Consider the following 14,289-nt stretch of genomic DNA (forward strand, 5'->3'; position numbering starts at 1 on the left):
TGTGATTCCAAAAGAGCCTCTTGCGGTTATGTTAGGTGTCGTAATGCAGCATGTATGGTAACAAATATCACCGCGAGGTATAAGTTTATCGTCGCTAGCATGGTAGATGAATTTACGGCGTTACCTCTCGGTCATGTTACACTGCGAAAAACATGCTTTTTATTGGGCTTTATTACTATGAAACATGAAGAAACCCCCATTGAAAATAGTGAAGATAACGGCGTAAACCTTAACGATGGTTTACGCCGCAAAGTCGAGGCCTTAGGCGTTGCGTTAAGGAAAAAAGGCTGGAGTGTATCGTGTGCCGAGTCCTGCACCGGCGGAGGCATAGCATTCGCTTTTACGAGTGTTTCTGGTAGTTCCGGTTGGTTTAATCAATCGTGGGTAACCTACTCAAACGACGCTAAGCACGCATGCTTGAATGTAAAAGAAGCAACGTTAACCACCTACGGCGCCGTGTCGCAAAACACCGTAGCCGAAATGGCCACAGGCGCGCAGGATAAAAGCGGCGCTAACGTGGTTGTGACGGTTAGCGGCATAGCCGGGCCGGGAGGAGGAAGTAGCGATAAACCTGTGGGCACCGTATGGTTTGGGTTTATCTGTGGTGAAAGAAAACGTGAAATAAAGCAATTGTTTGCCGGTGGGCGTGACGCCGTTCGAGCTCAGGCAGTAACGTTCGCAATATCTGAATTATTGACAATGATAAACGACTAGGCGCGTGCCCGACGCCATCAAGTGAATGACAATCTTCAAATAAAATTCAAAACACAGCTTGAAACTGTATGCTTGTACAGTATAGAATGCAGGCATAAATTGATAAGGTTTAGGTACCTAAACACATCAAATGTATTTAACCGCCAATCCTAGAGGATAATGACGTGGACGATAATAGATCAAAAGCGCTTACTGCTGCAGTCGGACAAATAGAAAAACAGTTCGGCAAGGGCGCAATTATGCGCTTAGGCGACAACCAAGCAATGGATATTGAGTCAATATCTACCGGTTCACTGACTATCGATATCGCCCTAGGAATAGGCGGGTTGCCATGTGGTCGAGTAGTTGAAATTTATGGTCCTGAGTCATCAGGTAAAACAACGCTTACGCTGCAAGTTATTGCTGAAGCGCAGAAAAAAGGCAAAACCTGCGCGTTTGTCGATGCAGAGCACGCACTCGACCCTGTTTATGCGGGTAAACTTGGCGTTAACATCGATGATTTATTGGTATCTCAGCCAGATACAGGTGAACAAGCGCTAGAGATTTGCGACATGCTAGTGCGCTCTGGTGCGGTTGACGTAGTTATTGTCGATTCAGTAGCAGCATTGACGCCGAAAGCGGAAATTGAAGGAGATATGGGTGATTCTCATGTTGGCCTTCAGGCACGCTTAATGTCACAGGCACTACGTAAGCTAACGGGTAATATCAAACGCTCAAATACATTATGTATCTTCATCAACCAAATTCGTATGAAGATTGGTGTGATGTTTGGTAACCCAGAAACCACTACTGGTGGTAACGCACTTAAATTCTACTCTTCAGTTCGTCTTGATATTCGCCGTATTGGTGCAGTGAAAGAAGGTGACGAAGTGGTTGGAAATGAAACGCGCGTTAAAGTTGTGAAAAACAAAGTGGCGCCTCCGTTTAGGCAAGCTGAATTTATGATCCGTTATGGTGAAGGTATCAGTAAAGAAGCGGAGTTGATTGACTTAGGCGTTAAGCAAAAGTTAGTTGATAAAGCCGGTGCTTGGTATAGCTACAAAGGCGATCGCATAGGTCAGGGTAAAGCGAACGTAATGAAATATTTGAAAGAACACCCTGAGATAGCGAATGAAATAGAACTGAAAATTCGTGAAGAGCTGCTTCTTCCTAAAACGGTTAAAGCAGAAGACGCTGCGCAAGTTGAAGATGATTTAAAGCCTGAATAACGGCTGACGATTCGGAAAAACCCACCTATATGGTGGGTTTTTTTATGGGCGCAACATATTTTCTAACACTTTAACTATGCCCAATACTTGTACAAGGTAAAAAAAGCAGGAATGCTGTAATAAATAATAAGAACAACAGACTAAGTACGTGTAAGTATACAAAACGACGTGCATGCAAAGTTTGTCACATCACCGTTAGGGTAAATAAAACAGGGAACAAAAGATGATTGAAATATCAGGCCTAGCGAAGCGCTTTGAGGTGGAAAACCCCAAAAAGTTGAGCGAACAAGAAAAGAAAGACCCGCGTTTGAAAGGACGCTATTTTCAGTCGGTAAGAGATGTCTCTTTTACCTGTGGGAAAGGACAAGTACTGGGGTTGTTAGGACCTAACGGCGCGGGTAAAACAACGACACTACGTATGCTATCGACGGCACTTAAGCCGGATAGTGGGAAAGTGCTTATTGATGGTGATGATGTACTGGCGAACCCAATCATCGCGCGAAAAAAGATTGGTTTCCTTTCTAGTTCTACCGGCCTATACGGCCGTCTCACCGGGCGTGAGAATATTGCTTATTTCGGCGAATTACACGGCTTGGATAGAAAAACTATCGATGCCAGAATTGAAGAAATGGCAGATCTTCTTGATATGGAAAGTTTCTTAGAGCGACGTGCGGAAAATTTTTCTTCTGGAATGAAGCAAAAAACGTCCATCGCGCGAGCGGTTATTCACGAGCCTTCTCTTGTGGTACTTGATGAGCCTACTACTGGTTTAGACATCATGGCTACAAGCACCGTAATGGAATTTATTCAGCGGCTAAAAAGTAAAGGGACACCCGTAATATTCTCAACACATCATTTAGATGAAGTACAAACATTGTGCGATAAGGTCACGGTTATTAACCAAGGACAAACTGTGTTTAATGACTCTTTAGAGGCATTCAGCGCATTGTCGGGTGGACAAATGCACAAGAGCTTTTTACAAACCTTAGCACTAGACACGAAGGAGACGAATAATGTGGTTAATCTTTAAGAAGGAATTTAAAGAGCTATTACGTGATAGAAAAACCATTATCTTCATGATTGGCCTTCCGTTACTGCTCTTCCCGCTTATTTTTGGTGTGGCGATGTTCTTTATGAGTTCTGCTGCAGAAAAAGCGGAAAGTGAAGTGCTTAAGTATGCCATTGTGGGTGAGGCGTATGCACCTGACATTGCAACCTCGTTGTCGCAGGCAACCGATAAATTTGAGACGATATCAATTGCCAGCGATGCAGATTATGCAACGCTGATTAAAAACGAGACGGTTGATTTCGTCTTAGTTATCCCAGAGAGCTTCAACAGTGATGTGTTGAATTCGGGGCAACACAAGCTTCAATTGTTTTTAAATGATGCAGGGCTTAATAAAGTGCTTGGCAGAGTGTCGGAAATTGTTGATGTTTACACCGATGAATTCCAGCAAACAGCATTTAACACCCTTGGGTTAAATGAAACCCAGCAAACTGCATTGTTAACACCTATCTTGATAGAGAAGCAGAATGTTGCTGACGATAGGGAAGTCTGGGGCGAGCGTATTGGCGGTATTATTCCGTACTTCATTTTTATACTTTGTTTGCAAGGTGCAATGGCACCTGCAGCAGACTTAGGGGCAGGTGAAAAAGAGCGTGGCACACTAGAAACCTTACTTATATCACCGATGGATCGTTACAAACTGGTACTTGGTAAGTTTCTAACCATTTGCTGTGCGGGTATCATTACGGCGTTGATCACGGTCTCGTCCATGGCTGGCTGGGGGATAGTCCTCTCTCAGGGAATGGCTATCGAATTTGTTGCCGAGGTTATGGCAATGATAGGCATCATCGACTTTGTATTAATCTTTCTTATGTTGGTACCAGTAGTGGCGGTGTTTGCAGCAGTGCTGCTGTCGTTGTCTATTTACGCGCGTTCGTTTAAAGAGGCCCAAAGCTATATGGGCTCGTTGATAATGGTTATTATCTTCCCCGTATTAATAGCAATGATGCCAGGTGTTGAACTCAAAGGTGGATGGGTCTGGGTGCCACTAACCAATGTTGCACTTGCTATGAAAGAACTTTTCAAAGGCACGATGGATTATTTTGCTTTGTTCGGCATCTTTATTTCGACTGCCGCTATTGCAACAGGCTTATTGATGTTCTGTATTCATTGGTTCAATAAAGAAAAAGTGTTATTCAGATAATATAAAAAGCATTGATGATAAAAAGGTGAGCGTGCTTGGGTGTGCTCGCCTTTTTTATACCTCAAAATTTATGCGTTTAATGATGCCTTCCCAGCCAGGTGGTATTTTGCCTTGTAATACATAGGAATACGCAATCAGCTCTGCAATAACATAGTAAAGTGATTCAGGTATATCTTGACCAATATCCAAGGTGGCTAACACTTCACTTAAATACGGGTCTTCATGAATTAAGATGCCGGTCTCTTCTGCCATCGCTATAATTGCTTGCGCAAGGTCGCCATATCCTTTGGCCACCACTTTTGGCGCATTTTTTTTATCGCCCCCCTTATATTTTAGCCCAATTGCACGTTTTGCTTTATCACTCATACTCGTGTCTCAAATATCTGATGAGGACGCGTATTCAACGATGTTGGTATCACGCCTGTCTGAAAGCTGGTTGTTGCGATATTTAGCCCTAACTCGGTTAAGCGCTTTTCAAGATAAGGTAATGTGTCAGCAACGCGGACCAATAAGGTGCTGTTGGAGGTATACAAATCCAATGTAATAGTATCGACATCAATCTTCGACTTGGCCAGCACCGTGCCTGCTTCTCCTATATCCAGCTTCATGGTGACATTCCATAATGCTTGGCCCTGTTTTTTAGTGTCAGCGTGTTCTTTGTGTTTCGGCTCGCGCTGAACAAGTAGCTCAGGCGGGGCAGTATTCAGCGAAACAGAGGGAAGAATATAATAAAACGTATCTTGCCCTTGCAGCCTGCTATCAACGCTGCCAACTTTTGCTTGTTGATGATTCGACAGCAGTGTCTTTAAGTTTGCTATTACGTTTAACCGACTATCGAGCGAAGCGACATCTTGTGCTACTCGACTGGGCGTTGCCGTGCTACCCGCGGCGCTCAGCGTTTTAGTAATAATGGAGTCGGGAGCATCCACAAAGGGTTTTAACCCTGGTTGTCGTTGCAACGCTCGCCCTGCAAGTGATAATTGCAAAAGCGCAACTAACCCTTGAACAAAGTTAGATGTTGCGATTGGTGCAGTCAGCGATGAGGGCGTAGTCAGTAGCGCAGGCGTAAGAAGAAGGTTTTGAATATTTTGAGCCATTGTCCCTTCTGCTGTTGCTTTGACGGCTTTTCCTACAGCAGTATTATCTACCTCTCCTGTGGCAGCCGTGCCCGCGGTTTCAGTGGCCACGTTCGTGATATTGGTCAACGGTACATTGCCAGGTGTAGGAGCGGTAGATTTAGAGAATACGGCATGTAAGGCATTGCTGGTCGCATTTTTAACTTGGCCGCTTAACAATGCTGTTATCTGTGATAATGGCGATTTTGTTGAAGGTTTATCTGTTGTGGAGTCAGAGTGTTTTGTTGGCTCTACATTAGGCTTAGGTTCAGGCGTGGATGACGTGCTAGTGGGCTGTGGCGAGGAAACCGCGTTCTTTTGGCTTGGCGGCGCGGTAAGTGGGTTTATTCCCTTTAATTGCTCTGACACCTTACCTAAACCCTGCAGTTCAGTAGGTGACTTTACCGCGGCTCCCTTAGTCTCGTTCCCTTCTACAATCGAAAGAAGCTGAGTTAGTGCTTGCTGAGTGCTGCCTGTTTGGCCTAATAGTACGCGAGATAGCTGAGAAATAGCGTGATGCACTTCACTGCCTTTAAGTTTAGCAGAAAGTGCGTGGCCATCGGTGTTCTCAACGTTGTTATGTTGGATTGTATTGTGAGCACTAGGTTGTAACGAGTGAGTCGATGCCTTTTGCGTTGATGCGGAGGTTGCACTTACACCGTTGTCTTGTAACACACGGCTTATGTTTGTTATTCGAGTTTGCGTATGATTAACGTGAGGCAATGAAGCGGACTGTATAAGCCGCTGTGCATGATGCTTTGATGCGCTTGAAGGCGGGATAGCTAAACCTACATCGTTTTTTACCTCAACGGTCAGTAGCGGTAATGCTGACGCGCTTTTAATAGTCAATGCTTTATCGCTAAGGGTAAATGCGTGAGCCGTCTGTAACGCTGCAAAGGACGATATAGGCTTTGCGTTAGTCAAAAAAGGTGCAAGCAGTGAAAGCGACTTTGCGTCTTGAACGATGGCCACGCCAGATTGCTTTAAGCTAGTTTCAATAATGGCCTGCACTGCTTCCATCCCTTTTGCGCTAGCGCTGTTTATTAGCATTGCCGTGCTCGGTGATGAGCCCGGTGCTGAAGGTGCAGAAATTTGGGCCGCTAACGTCCGATTGGGAAGGGGCGTGAGGCTTATCAATACTCGCTTTCCCTCAAGCGTCTTCAGTACGTTTTCGATTTCACCCGAACCTGTTGTGGGAAGGTTTAATTGATTACCGCCTGGTAATTCAAGGGTTACATTACCATTTGAAAGCTGTGCTAATGTCGCGCGCAGTGAGACTGAGGCGCTACTGTTTTGTGTGACAACTTGGGCGAGAATGTTCAGCAAGTCCCCTCGTTTATTTGCCGGTATGGGTATGCTGGTAGTATGCGTTTGTGTACTGAGAAGCGCGGCAGTCGACGTTGCATTTGAATTATTCGACAGTGAAAGTAATGCGTTTTGCTGAGCGCCGATTTTTCCTTTCAGCGTAGCCATAACCTCTGGTGTAAGTGAAACCTGAATTTCAGTTTCGCCGTACCTAATGGCAAGAACGTTGTTAGGACGCATGGCAACATCGATGTTCACCGCGTTAACGGGAACAGAAGCTTGTGAGAGTGTTGCTGATGAGGTTGGGTTACTCCCATTGCTCGATAGCCCTGATTGAGACGTGGCCTGCTGGGTAATTGTTGAGAGCAATGCGACAAGTTGATTAGTCATAAATAGCGTATCGGCCTATGGGCAATGAACTTTATTTTTCACTGCGCAAACGTCACTTTATTCATTGAAGTAAATCATATTTAATTGATATTCGCGACTGCGAAAAAGACTTCATATGATAAACTACTCACAAAATTTTTATCACGTTCACTTCGTTTTTAGGTTTTCAACGATTTTGGAGTTCGTTTGTCGGTTTTAGATGCTGCGGCACTTACTTGCATAAAGCGCGATCGAACCCTCTTTGAGGGGCTTTCTTTCTCTGTCGAGGCTGGCGAGTTAGTATACTTACGCGGGCCTAATGGTGCAGGGAAGACAAGTTTATTACGTATCCTTACAGGGTTAAGTCGTCCTGATGAAGGTAATGTCTTTTTCAATCAAAAAAATATTACTTCGTTCCCCAGTGAGTACAACGCTCAGTTGCTTTATCTAGGCCATAAAAGCGGCATTAATGGTGCCTTATCGGCGTTGGATAATTTATCTTTTTGGATGGCTCAGCACGGGGTGAAACAGTCGCCTGAAGTGCTATTTAACGTTTTAGGTACCATAGGATTAGTTGGGCTTGAAGATGTGCCGGTTAGATTTTTATCTGCTGGGCAGCAACGAAGGGTGGCGTTGTCCAGGTTGTGGCTTAAAAAGGCGCAAATTTGGATACTCGATGAACCTTTCACCGCGCTCGATGTTAGCGGTATAGCGCTGCTTGAAAATGCGTTCAACGAACACGTATCGCAAGGCGGTATTGTGATTACTACGTCGCATCAGGCGTTATCACCGCTTGCAGGTAATCATCGCACCTTTGATTTGGAGTATCAGTGGTAGTGACGTTATACAAAGGTATTTTCAAACGAGATATGTCTATTGCCTTCCAGCAGAAGGCCGAGCTAATGCAGCCGCTCATGTTTCTGTTGATGGTAGTGACGTTGTTTCCTTTAGGGGTAAGTCCGTCACCGGAAACGCTTCAACGTATTGGTCCTGGCGTTATATGGATTGCGGCCATATTGTCGTCATTAATGGCGATGGAGCGAATGTTCAGAGACGACTTTCAAGATGGTGCCATGGAGCAATATGTATTGTCGGGCATGCCTTTGCCGGCCGTAAGTGTCGTAAAAGTTGCTGGACATTGGTTGGTGAGCTTTGTGCCACTCTTAATGCTCTCTCCTTTGTTAGCCGTGTTTTTAAACTTAACGGTCGACATGTACATTGCATTGATGCTCACCTTATTATTAGGCACTCCGCTATTGTCGCTCATTGGTGCGATAGCCGTAGGATTAACGGTCGGTCTTCAAAAAGGCGGTCTGTTGCTGGCGCTGCTGTTAATCCCGGTATTTATCCCGTTACTGATATTTGCCACATCTGCTGTGGATTCTGCCGCACTTCAATTACCTTATTATCCTCAACTTGCTATCATTGCGGCAATGCTGCTACTGGCAGTGGCCTCGGCCCCCTTTGCGATAGCTTATTCTTTGAAAGTGAGTCAAAACTAATGTGGAAGTGGTTACACCCTTACGCAAAAACTGAAAAAGCCTACCGGCTTTGCATTACGTTACAGCCATGGTTCTGGTCAGGCGCGCTTGTGTGCCTCCTTATAGGTACGGTATGGGGTTTGGCATTTGCTCCCCAGGATTACCAACAGGGTGATTCGTTCAGAATTATTTATATCCATGTTCCTAGCGCCATTTTGTCCATGGGCACGTATGTAGCTATGGCGGTAGCGGCGCTTGTCGGTATGGTTTGGCAGTGGCGTACGGCTTATATGGCAATGATTGCAATGGCACCTGTAGGCGCGGTAATGACGTTCATTGCTTTATTTACCGGTGCAGCATGGGGCAAGCCTATGTGGGGCGCGTGGTGGGTGTGGGACGCACGGTTGACGTCTGAATTAATTTTACTTTTTTTGTATATCGGTGTAATTGCGCTTTACGGGGCGTTTGAAGATAAGCAACAGGGCGGCAAAGCAGCGGGGGTAATGGCATTGGTCGGGGTAGTCAATATTCCAATCATTCATTATTCCGTGGAGTGGTGGAACACCCTTCATCAAGGGGCCACGATCAGTAAGTTCGATAACCCGTCTATTGCACCAGAGATGCTATGGCCTTTGTTGATCAATTTATTAGGTTTTGCTTTTTTTATTGGTGCAGTGACAACCATAAGATTGCGCAATGAAATTGTACGTCGAGAACTACACCGGCCTTGGGTGCAAGCGCTCGCCAACACTTATTACGAAAACAAAAGGACATAAGGCTAGCCATGCAGTTTGATTCTTTTTCTTCATTTTTATCCATGGGCGGCTATGCCTTTTACGTGTGGTTGTCTTTTGGCGTAACCGCAGGTGCGATGGTATTACTTGTGCTGCAAAGCTACCTTCAACATAAACGTTTGCTCAATACCGTAGTGGTAGAGCAAGCTCGCAAAGCGCGAGTTAAAAAAGCGCGCGAAAACGCCTCAATGTGATTTGATACATTTGGCGGTAGATGGCAAATAGGGCGTTTAGCGTTAAACGTCAGTACGTTTTTGATATGAGATTAACTGTATGAACCCAAGAAGAAAACAGCGTTTAGCCGTAGTAGGCATTATTGGCTTACTCGTTGTCAGTGCAATAGGGCTGATGCTTTTTGCGTTAAACGACAGCATTGATTTGTTTTACACACCCAGTGAAATTGTCGAAGGTAAAAACGGACAAAAGCCACAAGTAGGCCAACGTTTACGAATTGGCGGAATGGTTGTACCTGGTAGCGTTAGCCGCGACAGCGAAAGCCTAGCAGTAAGCTTTGACCTCATTGATACCGGGCCAGTTGTTACCGTAACGTTTAACGGAATATTGCCAGACCTTTTTAGAGAGGGGCAAGGCATTGTTGCAACAGGGGTATTAACGGCAGATGCTCAGATCAAAGCGCAAGAAGTGCTGGCAAAGCATGATGAAGAATACATGCCGCCGGAGCTTGCCGAAAAGATGAAAGGGGTTAAACACGTAAAGCCTGAAAATATGCCGACCTACGAAAACGGGGGACAGTATTGATGATCCCCGAAATAGGTAATATTTCCCTTACGCTTGCACTTATTCTATCCATATTATTGGCGGTATACCCATTGTGGGGGGCGCATCGTCAGCATGAAACGCTTATGGCTACCGCGAAACCTTTAGCCATTGGGCTGTTTCTTTTTACTTTAATTGCCTATGTATGTTTAACCTATGCGTTCATTACCGACGACTTTAGCATTGAATATGTAGCACAACATTCAAACAGCAAGTTACCCCTATACTATAAGATCACAGCAGTGTGGGGGGGGCATGAGGGGTCATTCCTCTTATGGGTACTTATGCTATCTATATGGACGGTAGCGGTTGCCATCTTTAGCCGAGGAATCCCGCTTGCTATGGTCGCTCGCGTCCTGTCTGTATTAGGTATGATTGGTATTGGTTTCTACCTGTTTATGCTACTTACATCGAACCCGTTTAACAGCATGTTGCCATTTTTCCCTGTCGACGGGAGAGATTTAAACCCGCTGTTACAAGACTTCGGCATGATTATTCACCCGCCGATGCTGTACATGGGGTACGTTGGCTTCTCCGTGGCTTTTGCTTTTGCTATTTCCGCCTTAATGTCAGGTCAGTTAGATTCGACGTGGGCTCGCTGGTCTCGACCTTGGGTTATCGCGGCGTGGGCGTTTCTCACAGTAGGCATTGCACTAGGAAGTTGGTGGGCGTATTACGAACTTGGCTGGGGAGGCTGGTGGTTTTGGGATCCGGTTGAGAACGCCTCATTTATGCCCTGGCTCGTCGGTACAGCCCTCATGCACTCCCTTGCCGTAACCGAAAAGCGTAAAGCGTTTAAGTCGTGGACTGTGCTTTTGGCTATCGCAGCCTTTAGTTTGAGCTTACTGGGAACGTTCTTAGTGCGTTCAGGTGTCATTGTTTCTGTGCATTCGTTCGCTAGCGACCCCACTCGTGGGTTATTTATTCTAGGAATATTAATTGTTTTAAGTGGCTTTGGATTGCTTCTATATGCCATGCGCGCGGGGTCATTAAAAAGTACTGGGCGTTATAACGTATTTTCACGAGAAGTCTTACTGATGGGAAATAATGTGTTCCTCTGCGCCGCTACGTTGGTGGTATTGCTCGGAACACTGCTACCGCTTGTGCATAAAGAGTTAGGGTTAGGCAGTATTTCTGTCGGCGCGCCGTTTTTTAATCAAATGTTTACGCTACTGATTGTTCCATTTGTTCTTATGTTAGGGCTGGGGCCATTAACCCGTTGGAAACAGCAACATGCGTTAGCTTTAAGAAATCAGCTTCTTATCGCTGCTGGTATTGCGTTAAGTGCGGGCGTGCTCATTAACTTTGCTTACGATGCGCCAACTTACATGGGCGTATTGGGAATGGTTTTGGTGTTTTGGATCCTTGTCACAACGGTACAAGAGATCAGCCAGCGAATATCTGGCATGCCCGATAATCAGACTATTACCACTAAATTAAAGAAGCTTACCCCGAGCCATTGGGGCATGGTACTAGGGCATGTTGGATTTGCCATTTCGCTTATTGGCATAACACTCGTTTCTAATTATGAGCTTGAGCGCGACGTAAGAATGAATGTGGGAGAAACGGTATCGCTTTCTGGCTACGACTTCACATTTAAAGACGTAAAAACCATCAACGGCCCTAATTTTACTGCCGATGCTGGCGTGTTCGACATTTCTAACGATGGCGAATTCGTAGCCACGCTGGTGCCAGAAAAACGTTTGTATATTGTACAGCGCATGCCGATGACAGAAGCCGCTATTCACTCGACACTCACGCGAGATTTATTCGTTGCCATGGGTGAACCCTTAGATGATGGTGCGTGGGCAATACGCATTTACATAAAGCCGTTCGTTATATGGCTATGGGCTGGTGCGGTCGTCATGGCTATAGGAGGGATTTTCTCCATAAGTGATAAGCGATATCGCATGGCGAAGGTTAAGAAAGTGAAAGCCTTCATAAATAACCCCGTACCTGCCACTGCAAAAGGAGATGCACAGTGAAAAAAATACCGTTAGTGGTAGTGCCCTTGGCTCTGTTTTTGTTGCTCATCGTGTTTCTATTTCAAGGTCTGTTTTCTGATCCGCGTGAATTAGATTCACAAGTGAAAGGGAAGCCGTTGCCAGCATTCTCTTTACCCGACTTAATGTCGCCATCGACCATCTACACGCCTGATGTATTTAAAGGACAGGTTACGATTTTAAATGTGTGGGGCGTGTGGTGTGTGACATGTGCTGTGGAAATGCCCTTTCTTACTAGGTTAAAAAATGAAAATAATGTTCAGATTGTCGGCCTCTACTTTGATCAAGACTTAGACCCTGATTTCGGTACTAAAACCCTTGCTAGGGTGCAAGAGGAGGTTACCGATATGCTCAGTCGATACGGCAACCCATATGCATTTAACATCTTCGATGTGTATCGCGATACGTCATTAGATTTAGGCGTTACAGGGGCACCAGAGCATTTTGTTATTGATGCCGACGGTGTTATCCGCATGCATCACATCGGTGATATTAATGAGCGAGTATGGCGCAATAAAATAGGGCCGCTATACAACGCATTGTTGACACAGATGAATGCGACGAGCGGCGACGACGCTACTATCGATGCGGAGCCTAACAAGTAATGAAATATTTATTGATGATATCGGTTCTATTTATCAGTCTCGTGGTACATGGTGCTGAAGACAATTTCGCATTCGATACGCCAGCCCAACGTGCACAATTCCTTGAATTAACCGCAGAGCTACGGTGCCCAATGTGTCAAAATCAAAACATTGCGGACAGTGATGCAATGATTGCGCATGATATGCGTCGTAAGGTGTATACGTTATTGAAGCAAGGCAAATCTGAACAAGACGTAATCGATTATATGAAAGCAAGATACGGAGATTTTGTTCACTATCAGCCGCCGGTAACCGCCGCCACTATGTGGCTATGGGCAGCGCCCGTATTGTTTGTGTTGTTGGCGCTTATTGTGGTAATTACACGAAAAAACAGCCGAGTAGATGAAGACCGAGAGACTAAGTTGGCGAAAGCTGATGCAATGTTGGAGCAAGAAAACCAATGAGTTGGGCAGAGTTTTATGTTGTAGTGTCTGGGCTCATAACCTTCGTGCTACTTATCATTGCGTTTCCTTGGTTACGCAACAAAAGCCATGCGAAGCAAGATAGTCTCAGCAATACGCAGATTGTAAAGCAACGTTTGACCGAGCTTGATAGAGAAGTTTCAGAAGGACTAATTTCTGAAAGTGATAGACAGCAAGCCGTTGAAGAATTGAAATTGGCACTGGTAGATGAAAGTGGTGTAAGCCCTTCAAAGACCGGTACTGCAACACTGCCTCTTATTATAGGGGCAGTGGGTGCGCTGATTGTTGGTATTGTGGTTTATTCTCAGGTTAATCATATGCCGCAATTGCGCAAAGGTAGCCAGGCCATTGAGGCGCTTCCGGAACTTAGCCAGCAGCTAGCAAATGGCAATGGCAGTAGCCTTACACCTGAAGACGTTGCCAGCCTCGCGTTAGCGATTAGGCAGCGCCTGAGAGAACAGCCCGAAGATGATACAGGATGGATGTACTTTGGCCGACTTATGTTGTCGTTGGGACAAGACGTTCAGGCTATTGAGGCTATTGATAAAGCAGTGCAGCTAGCACCGAATAAACGTGCCAACCAAATTACTCTTGCACAAGCTCTGATGACTACAGGTGATGAGAGCAACCTCAAGCGCGCGCAGTCGATATTACGTTCGTTACTACAAGATAACGTACAGAATGATAACCTCGCGCTCATGATGGCCGTAGTATCAGCACAATTAGGCGATTTAGACAACACGATTCGTTATTTCACGCAGGTTAAAGATAAGTTGCCCGCTGACAGTGATATGGTTTTACGCTTGTCGGCCCGAATAGATGAGTTACAATCCAGAGCGGCGACAATCGCGTCTGGCGCTTCATCAGAACGTCGTGAAGCGAGCAGTATCAAAACGGGGTTCGATATTACGGTTTCTCTGTCAGAGCCCGCTGAAGATGCTCTTGTAAAAGAAGGTTTTCTTATCGTATTTGCGCAAGATGCGCTATCGGATAATCGAATGCCTGCAGCGGTCATTAAGATACCGTTACAAGATTTTCCAGTCACGGTAACATTAAGTACTGACAACGCTATGATGCCTCAGTATTCTATAGAATCACTGAACGAAGTCACGCTGACCGCAAGAATATCCGTGGATGGTGATGTGTCAGTGTCCAAAGGCGAGTGGCAAGGACAAGTCAAAGCCTCAGTTAAAAACGGTAGCGTTGTTGCAAAAAGCATAACGATTAATAAGGAATTATAGTGAGTG

Annotated in this window: 15 protein-coding genes; 13 read left to right on the forward strand and 2 right to left on the reverse strand. The window is 45.4% G+C overall.

What is annotated here, in order from left to right:
- Positions 1-177: 177 nt before the first annotated feature.
- The 4 genes from ACOJRU_RS04085 (at position 178) to ACOJRU_RS04100 (ending at position 4,132) form a co-directional block, all read left to right on the forward strand.
- Positions 178-714: a CinA family protein gene (locus tag ACOJRU_RS04085; RefSeq protein WP_421134716.1), complete on the forward strand. Its 537-nt coding sequence runs from the start codon at positions 178-180 to the stop codon at positions 712-714.
- 164 nt (positions 715-878) lie between these two features.
- Positions 879-1,922 (forward strand): recombinase RecA, encoded by a 1,044-nt coding sequence (gene recA / locus ACOJRU_RS04090; RefSeq protein ID WP_421133775.1) that lies wholly within the window; start codon positions 879-881, stop codon positions 1,920-1,922.
- A 223-nt stretch (positions 1,923-2,145) separates the two neighbouring features.
- Positions 2,146-2,952: an ATP-binding cassette domain-containing protein gene (locus ACOJRU_RS04095; protein ID WP_421133776.1), complete on the forward strand. Its 807-nt coding sequence runs from the start codon at positions 2,146-2,148 to the stop codon at positions 2,950-2,952.
- Entirely contained in the window at positions 2,936-4,132 is a 1,197-nt protein-coding gene (locus ACOJRU_RS04100) for an ABC transporter permease subunit (protein ID WP_421133777.1), read from the forward strand. Before ACOJRU_RS04095 ends, ACOJRU_RS04100 begins: the two co-directional genes overlap by 17 nt.
- A gap of 54 nt (positions 4,133-4,186) precedes the next feature.
- Here ACOJRU_RS04100 and ACOJRU_RS04105 read toward each other — a convergent pair whose 3' ends face one another.
- Both ACOJRU_RS04105 and ACOJRU_RS04110 read right to left on the reverse strand, forming a co-directional pair.
- On the reverse strand, positions 4,187-4,498 hold the full coding sequence (locus ACOJRU_RS04105; protein ID WP_421133778.1) for an EscU/YscU/HrcU family type III secretion system export apparatus switch protein: 312 nt from the start codon (positions 4,496-4,498) through the stop codon (positions 4,187-4,189).
- Positions 4,495-6,942, reverse strand: coding sequence for a hypothetical protein (locus ACOJRU_RS04110; protein ID WP_421133779.1), 2,448 nt, complete (start codon positions 6,940-6,942; stop codon positions 4,495-4,497). The genes ACOJRU_RS04105 and ACOJRU_RS04110 overlap by 4 nt, the downstream gene beginning before the upstream one ends.
- Before the next feature lie 186 nt (positions 6,943-7,128).
- Between ACOJRU_RS04110 and ccmA the strand changes: the two genes are divergently transcribed.
- The 9 genes from ccmA (at position 7,129) to ccmI (ending at position 14,283) form a co-directional block, all read left to right on the forward strand.
- Positions 7,129-7,758, forward strand: a complete 630-nt coding sequence (ccmA, locus tag ACOJRU_RS04115; protein WP_421133780.1) for a cytochrome c biogenesis heme-transporting ATPase CcmA — start codon at positions 7,129-7,131, stop codon at positions 7,756-7,758.
- The gene (ccmB, locus tag ACOJRU_RS04120; RefSeq protein ID WP_421134717.1) at positions 7,758-8,423 is read left to right on the forward strand and encodes a heme exporter protein CcmB; all 666 of its coding nucleotides are present in this window, start codon (positions 7,758-7,760) and stop codon (positions 8,421-8,423) included. The genes ccmA and ccmB overlap by 1 nt, the downstream gene beginning before the upstream one ends.
- Entirely contained in the window at positions 8,423-9,178 is a 756-nt protein-coding gene (locus ACOJRU_RS04125; protein ID WP_421133781.1) for a heme ABC transporter permease, read from the forward strand. Before ccmB ends, ACOJRU_RS04125 begins: the two co-directional genes overlap by 1 nt.
- An 8-nt stretch (positions 9,179-9,186) precedes the next feature.
- Positions 9,187-9,390: a heme exporter protein CcmD gene (ccmD, locus tag ACOJRU_RS04130; protein ID WP_421133782.1), complete on the forward strand. Its 204-nt coding sequence runs from the start codon at positions 9,187-9,189 to the stop codon at positions 9,388-9,390.
- 79 nt (positions 9,391-9,469) lie between these two features.
- Positions 9,470-9,955, forward strand: a complete 486-nt coding sequence (gene ccmE, locus ACOJRU_RS04135; RefSeq protein WP_421133783.1) for a cytochrome c maturation protein CcmE — start codon at positions 9,470-9,472, stop codon at positions 9,953-9,955.
- Positions 9,955-11,958, forward strand: a complete 2,004-nt coding sequence (locus tag ACOJRU_RS04140; protein WP_421133784.1) for a heme lyase CcmF/NrfE family subunit — start codon at positions 9,955-9,957, stop codon at positions 11,956-11,958. The genes ccmE and ACOJRU_RS04140 overlap by 1 nt, the downstream gene beginning before the upstream one ends.
- Positions 11,955-12,581 (forward strand): redoxin family protein, encoded by a 627-nt coding sequence (locus ACOJRU_RS04145; RefSeq protein WP_421133785.1) that lies wholly within the window; start codon positions 11,955-11,957, stop codon positions 12,579-12,581. Before ACOJRU_RS04140 ends, ACOJRU_RS04145 begins: the two co-directional genes overlap by 4 nt.
- Positions 12,581-13,024: a cytochrome c-type biogenesis protein gene (locus tag ACOJRU_RS04150; protein WP_421133786.1), complete on the forward strand. Its 444-nt coding sequence runs from the start codon at positions 12,581-12,583 to the stop codon at positions 13,022-13,024. The genes ACOJRU_RS04145 and ACOJRU_RS04150 overlap by 1 nt, the downstream gene beginning before the upstream one ends.
- On the forward strand, positions 13,021-14,283 hold the full coding sequence (gene ccmI, locus ACOJRU_RS04155; protein ID WP_421133787.1) for a c-type cytochrome biogenesis protein CcmI: 1,263 nt from the start codon (positions 13,021-13,023) through the stop codon (positions 14,281-14,283). Before ACOJRU_RS04150 ends, ccmI begins: the two co-directional genes overlap by 4 nt.
- Positions 14,284-14,289 lie beyond the last annotated feature (6 nt).

This window comes from Alteromonas algae (assembly GCF_049117195.1).
Classification (GTDB): Bacteria; Pseudomonadota; Gammaproteobacteria; order Enterobacterales; family Alteromonadaceae; genus Alteromonas.

Excerpts from the sequence above, each read along its gene's own strand:
- ACOJRU_RS04085 (WP_421134716.1), top strand. The coding sequence starts at position 178 with ATGAAACATGAAGAAACCCCCATTGAAAATAGTGAAGATAACGGCGTA.
- ACOJRU_RS04095 (WP_421133776.1), top strand. The coding sequence starts at position 2,146 with ATGATTGAAATATCAGGCCTAGCGAAGCGCTTTGAGGTGGAAAACCCC.
- ACOJRU_RS04100 (WP_421133777.1), top strand. The coding sequence starts at position 2,936 with ATGTGGTTAATCTTTAAGAAGGAATTTAAAGAGCTATTACGTGATAGA.
- ACOJRU_RS04105 (WP_421133778.1), bottom strand. The coding sequence starts at position 4,498 with ATGAGTGATAAAGCAAAACGTGCAATTGGGCTAAAATATAAGGGGGGC.
- ACOJRU_RS04110 (WP_421133779.1), bottom strand. The coding sequence starts at position 6,942 with ATGACTAATCAACTTGTCGCATTGCTCTCAACAATTACCCAGCAGGCC.
- ACOJRU_RS04125 (WP_421133781.1), top strand. The coding sequence starts at position 8,423 with ATGTGGAAGTGGTTACACCCTTACGCAAAAACTGAAAAAGCCTACCGG.
- ccmD (WP_421133782.1), top strand. The coding sequence starts at position 9,187 with ATGCAGTTTGATTCTTTTTCTTCATTTTTATCCATGGGCGGCTATGCC.
- ccmE (WP_421133783.1), top strand. The coding sequence starts at position 9,470 with ATGAACCCAAGAAGAAAACAGCGTTTAGCCGTAGTAGGCATTATTGGC.
- ACOJRU_RS04140 (WP_421133784.1), top strand. The coding sequence starts at position 9,955 with ATGATCCCCGAAATAGGTAATATTTCCCTTACGCTTGCACTTATTCTA.
- ACOJRU_RS04150 (WP_421133786.1), top strand. The coding sequence starts at position 12,581 with ATGAAATATTTATTGATGATATCGGTTCTATTTATCAGTCTCGTGGTA.
- ccmI (WP_421133787.1), top strand. The coding sequence starts at position 13,021 with ATGAGTTGGGCAGAGTTTTATGTTGTAGTGTCTGGGCTCATAACCTTC.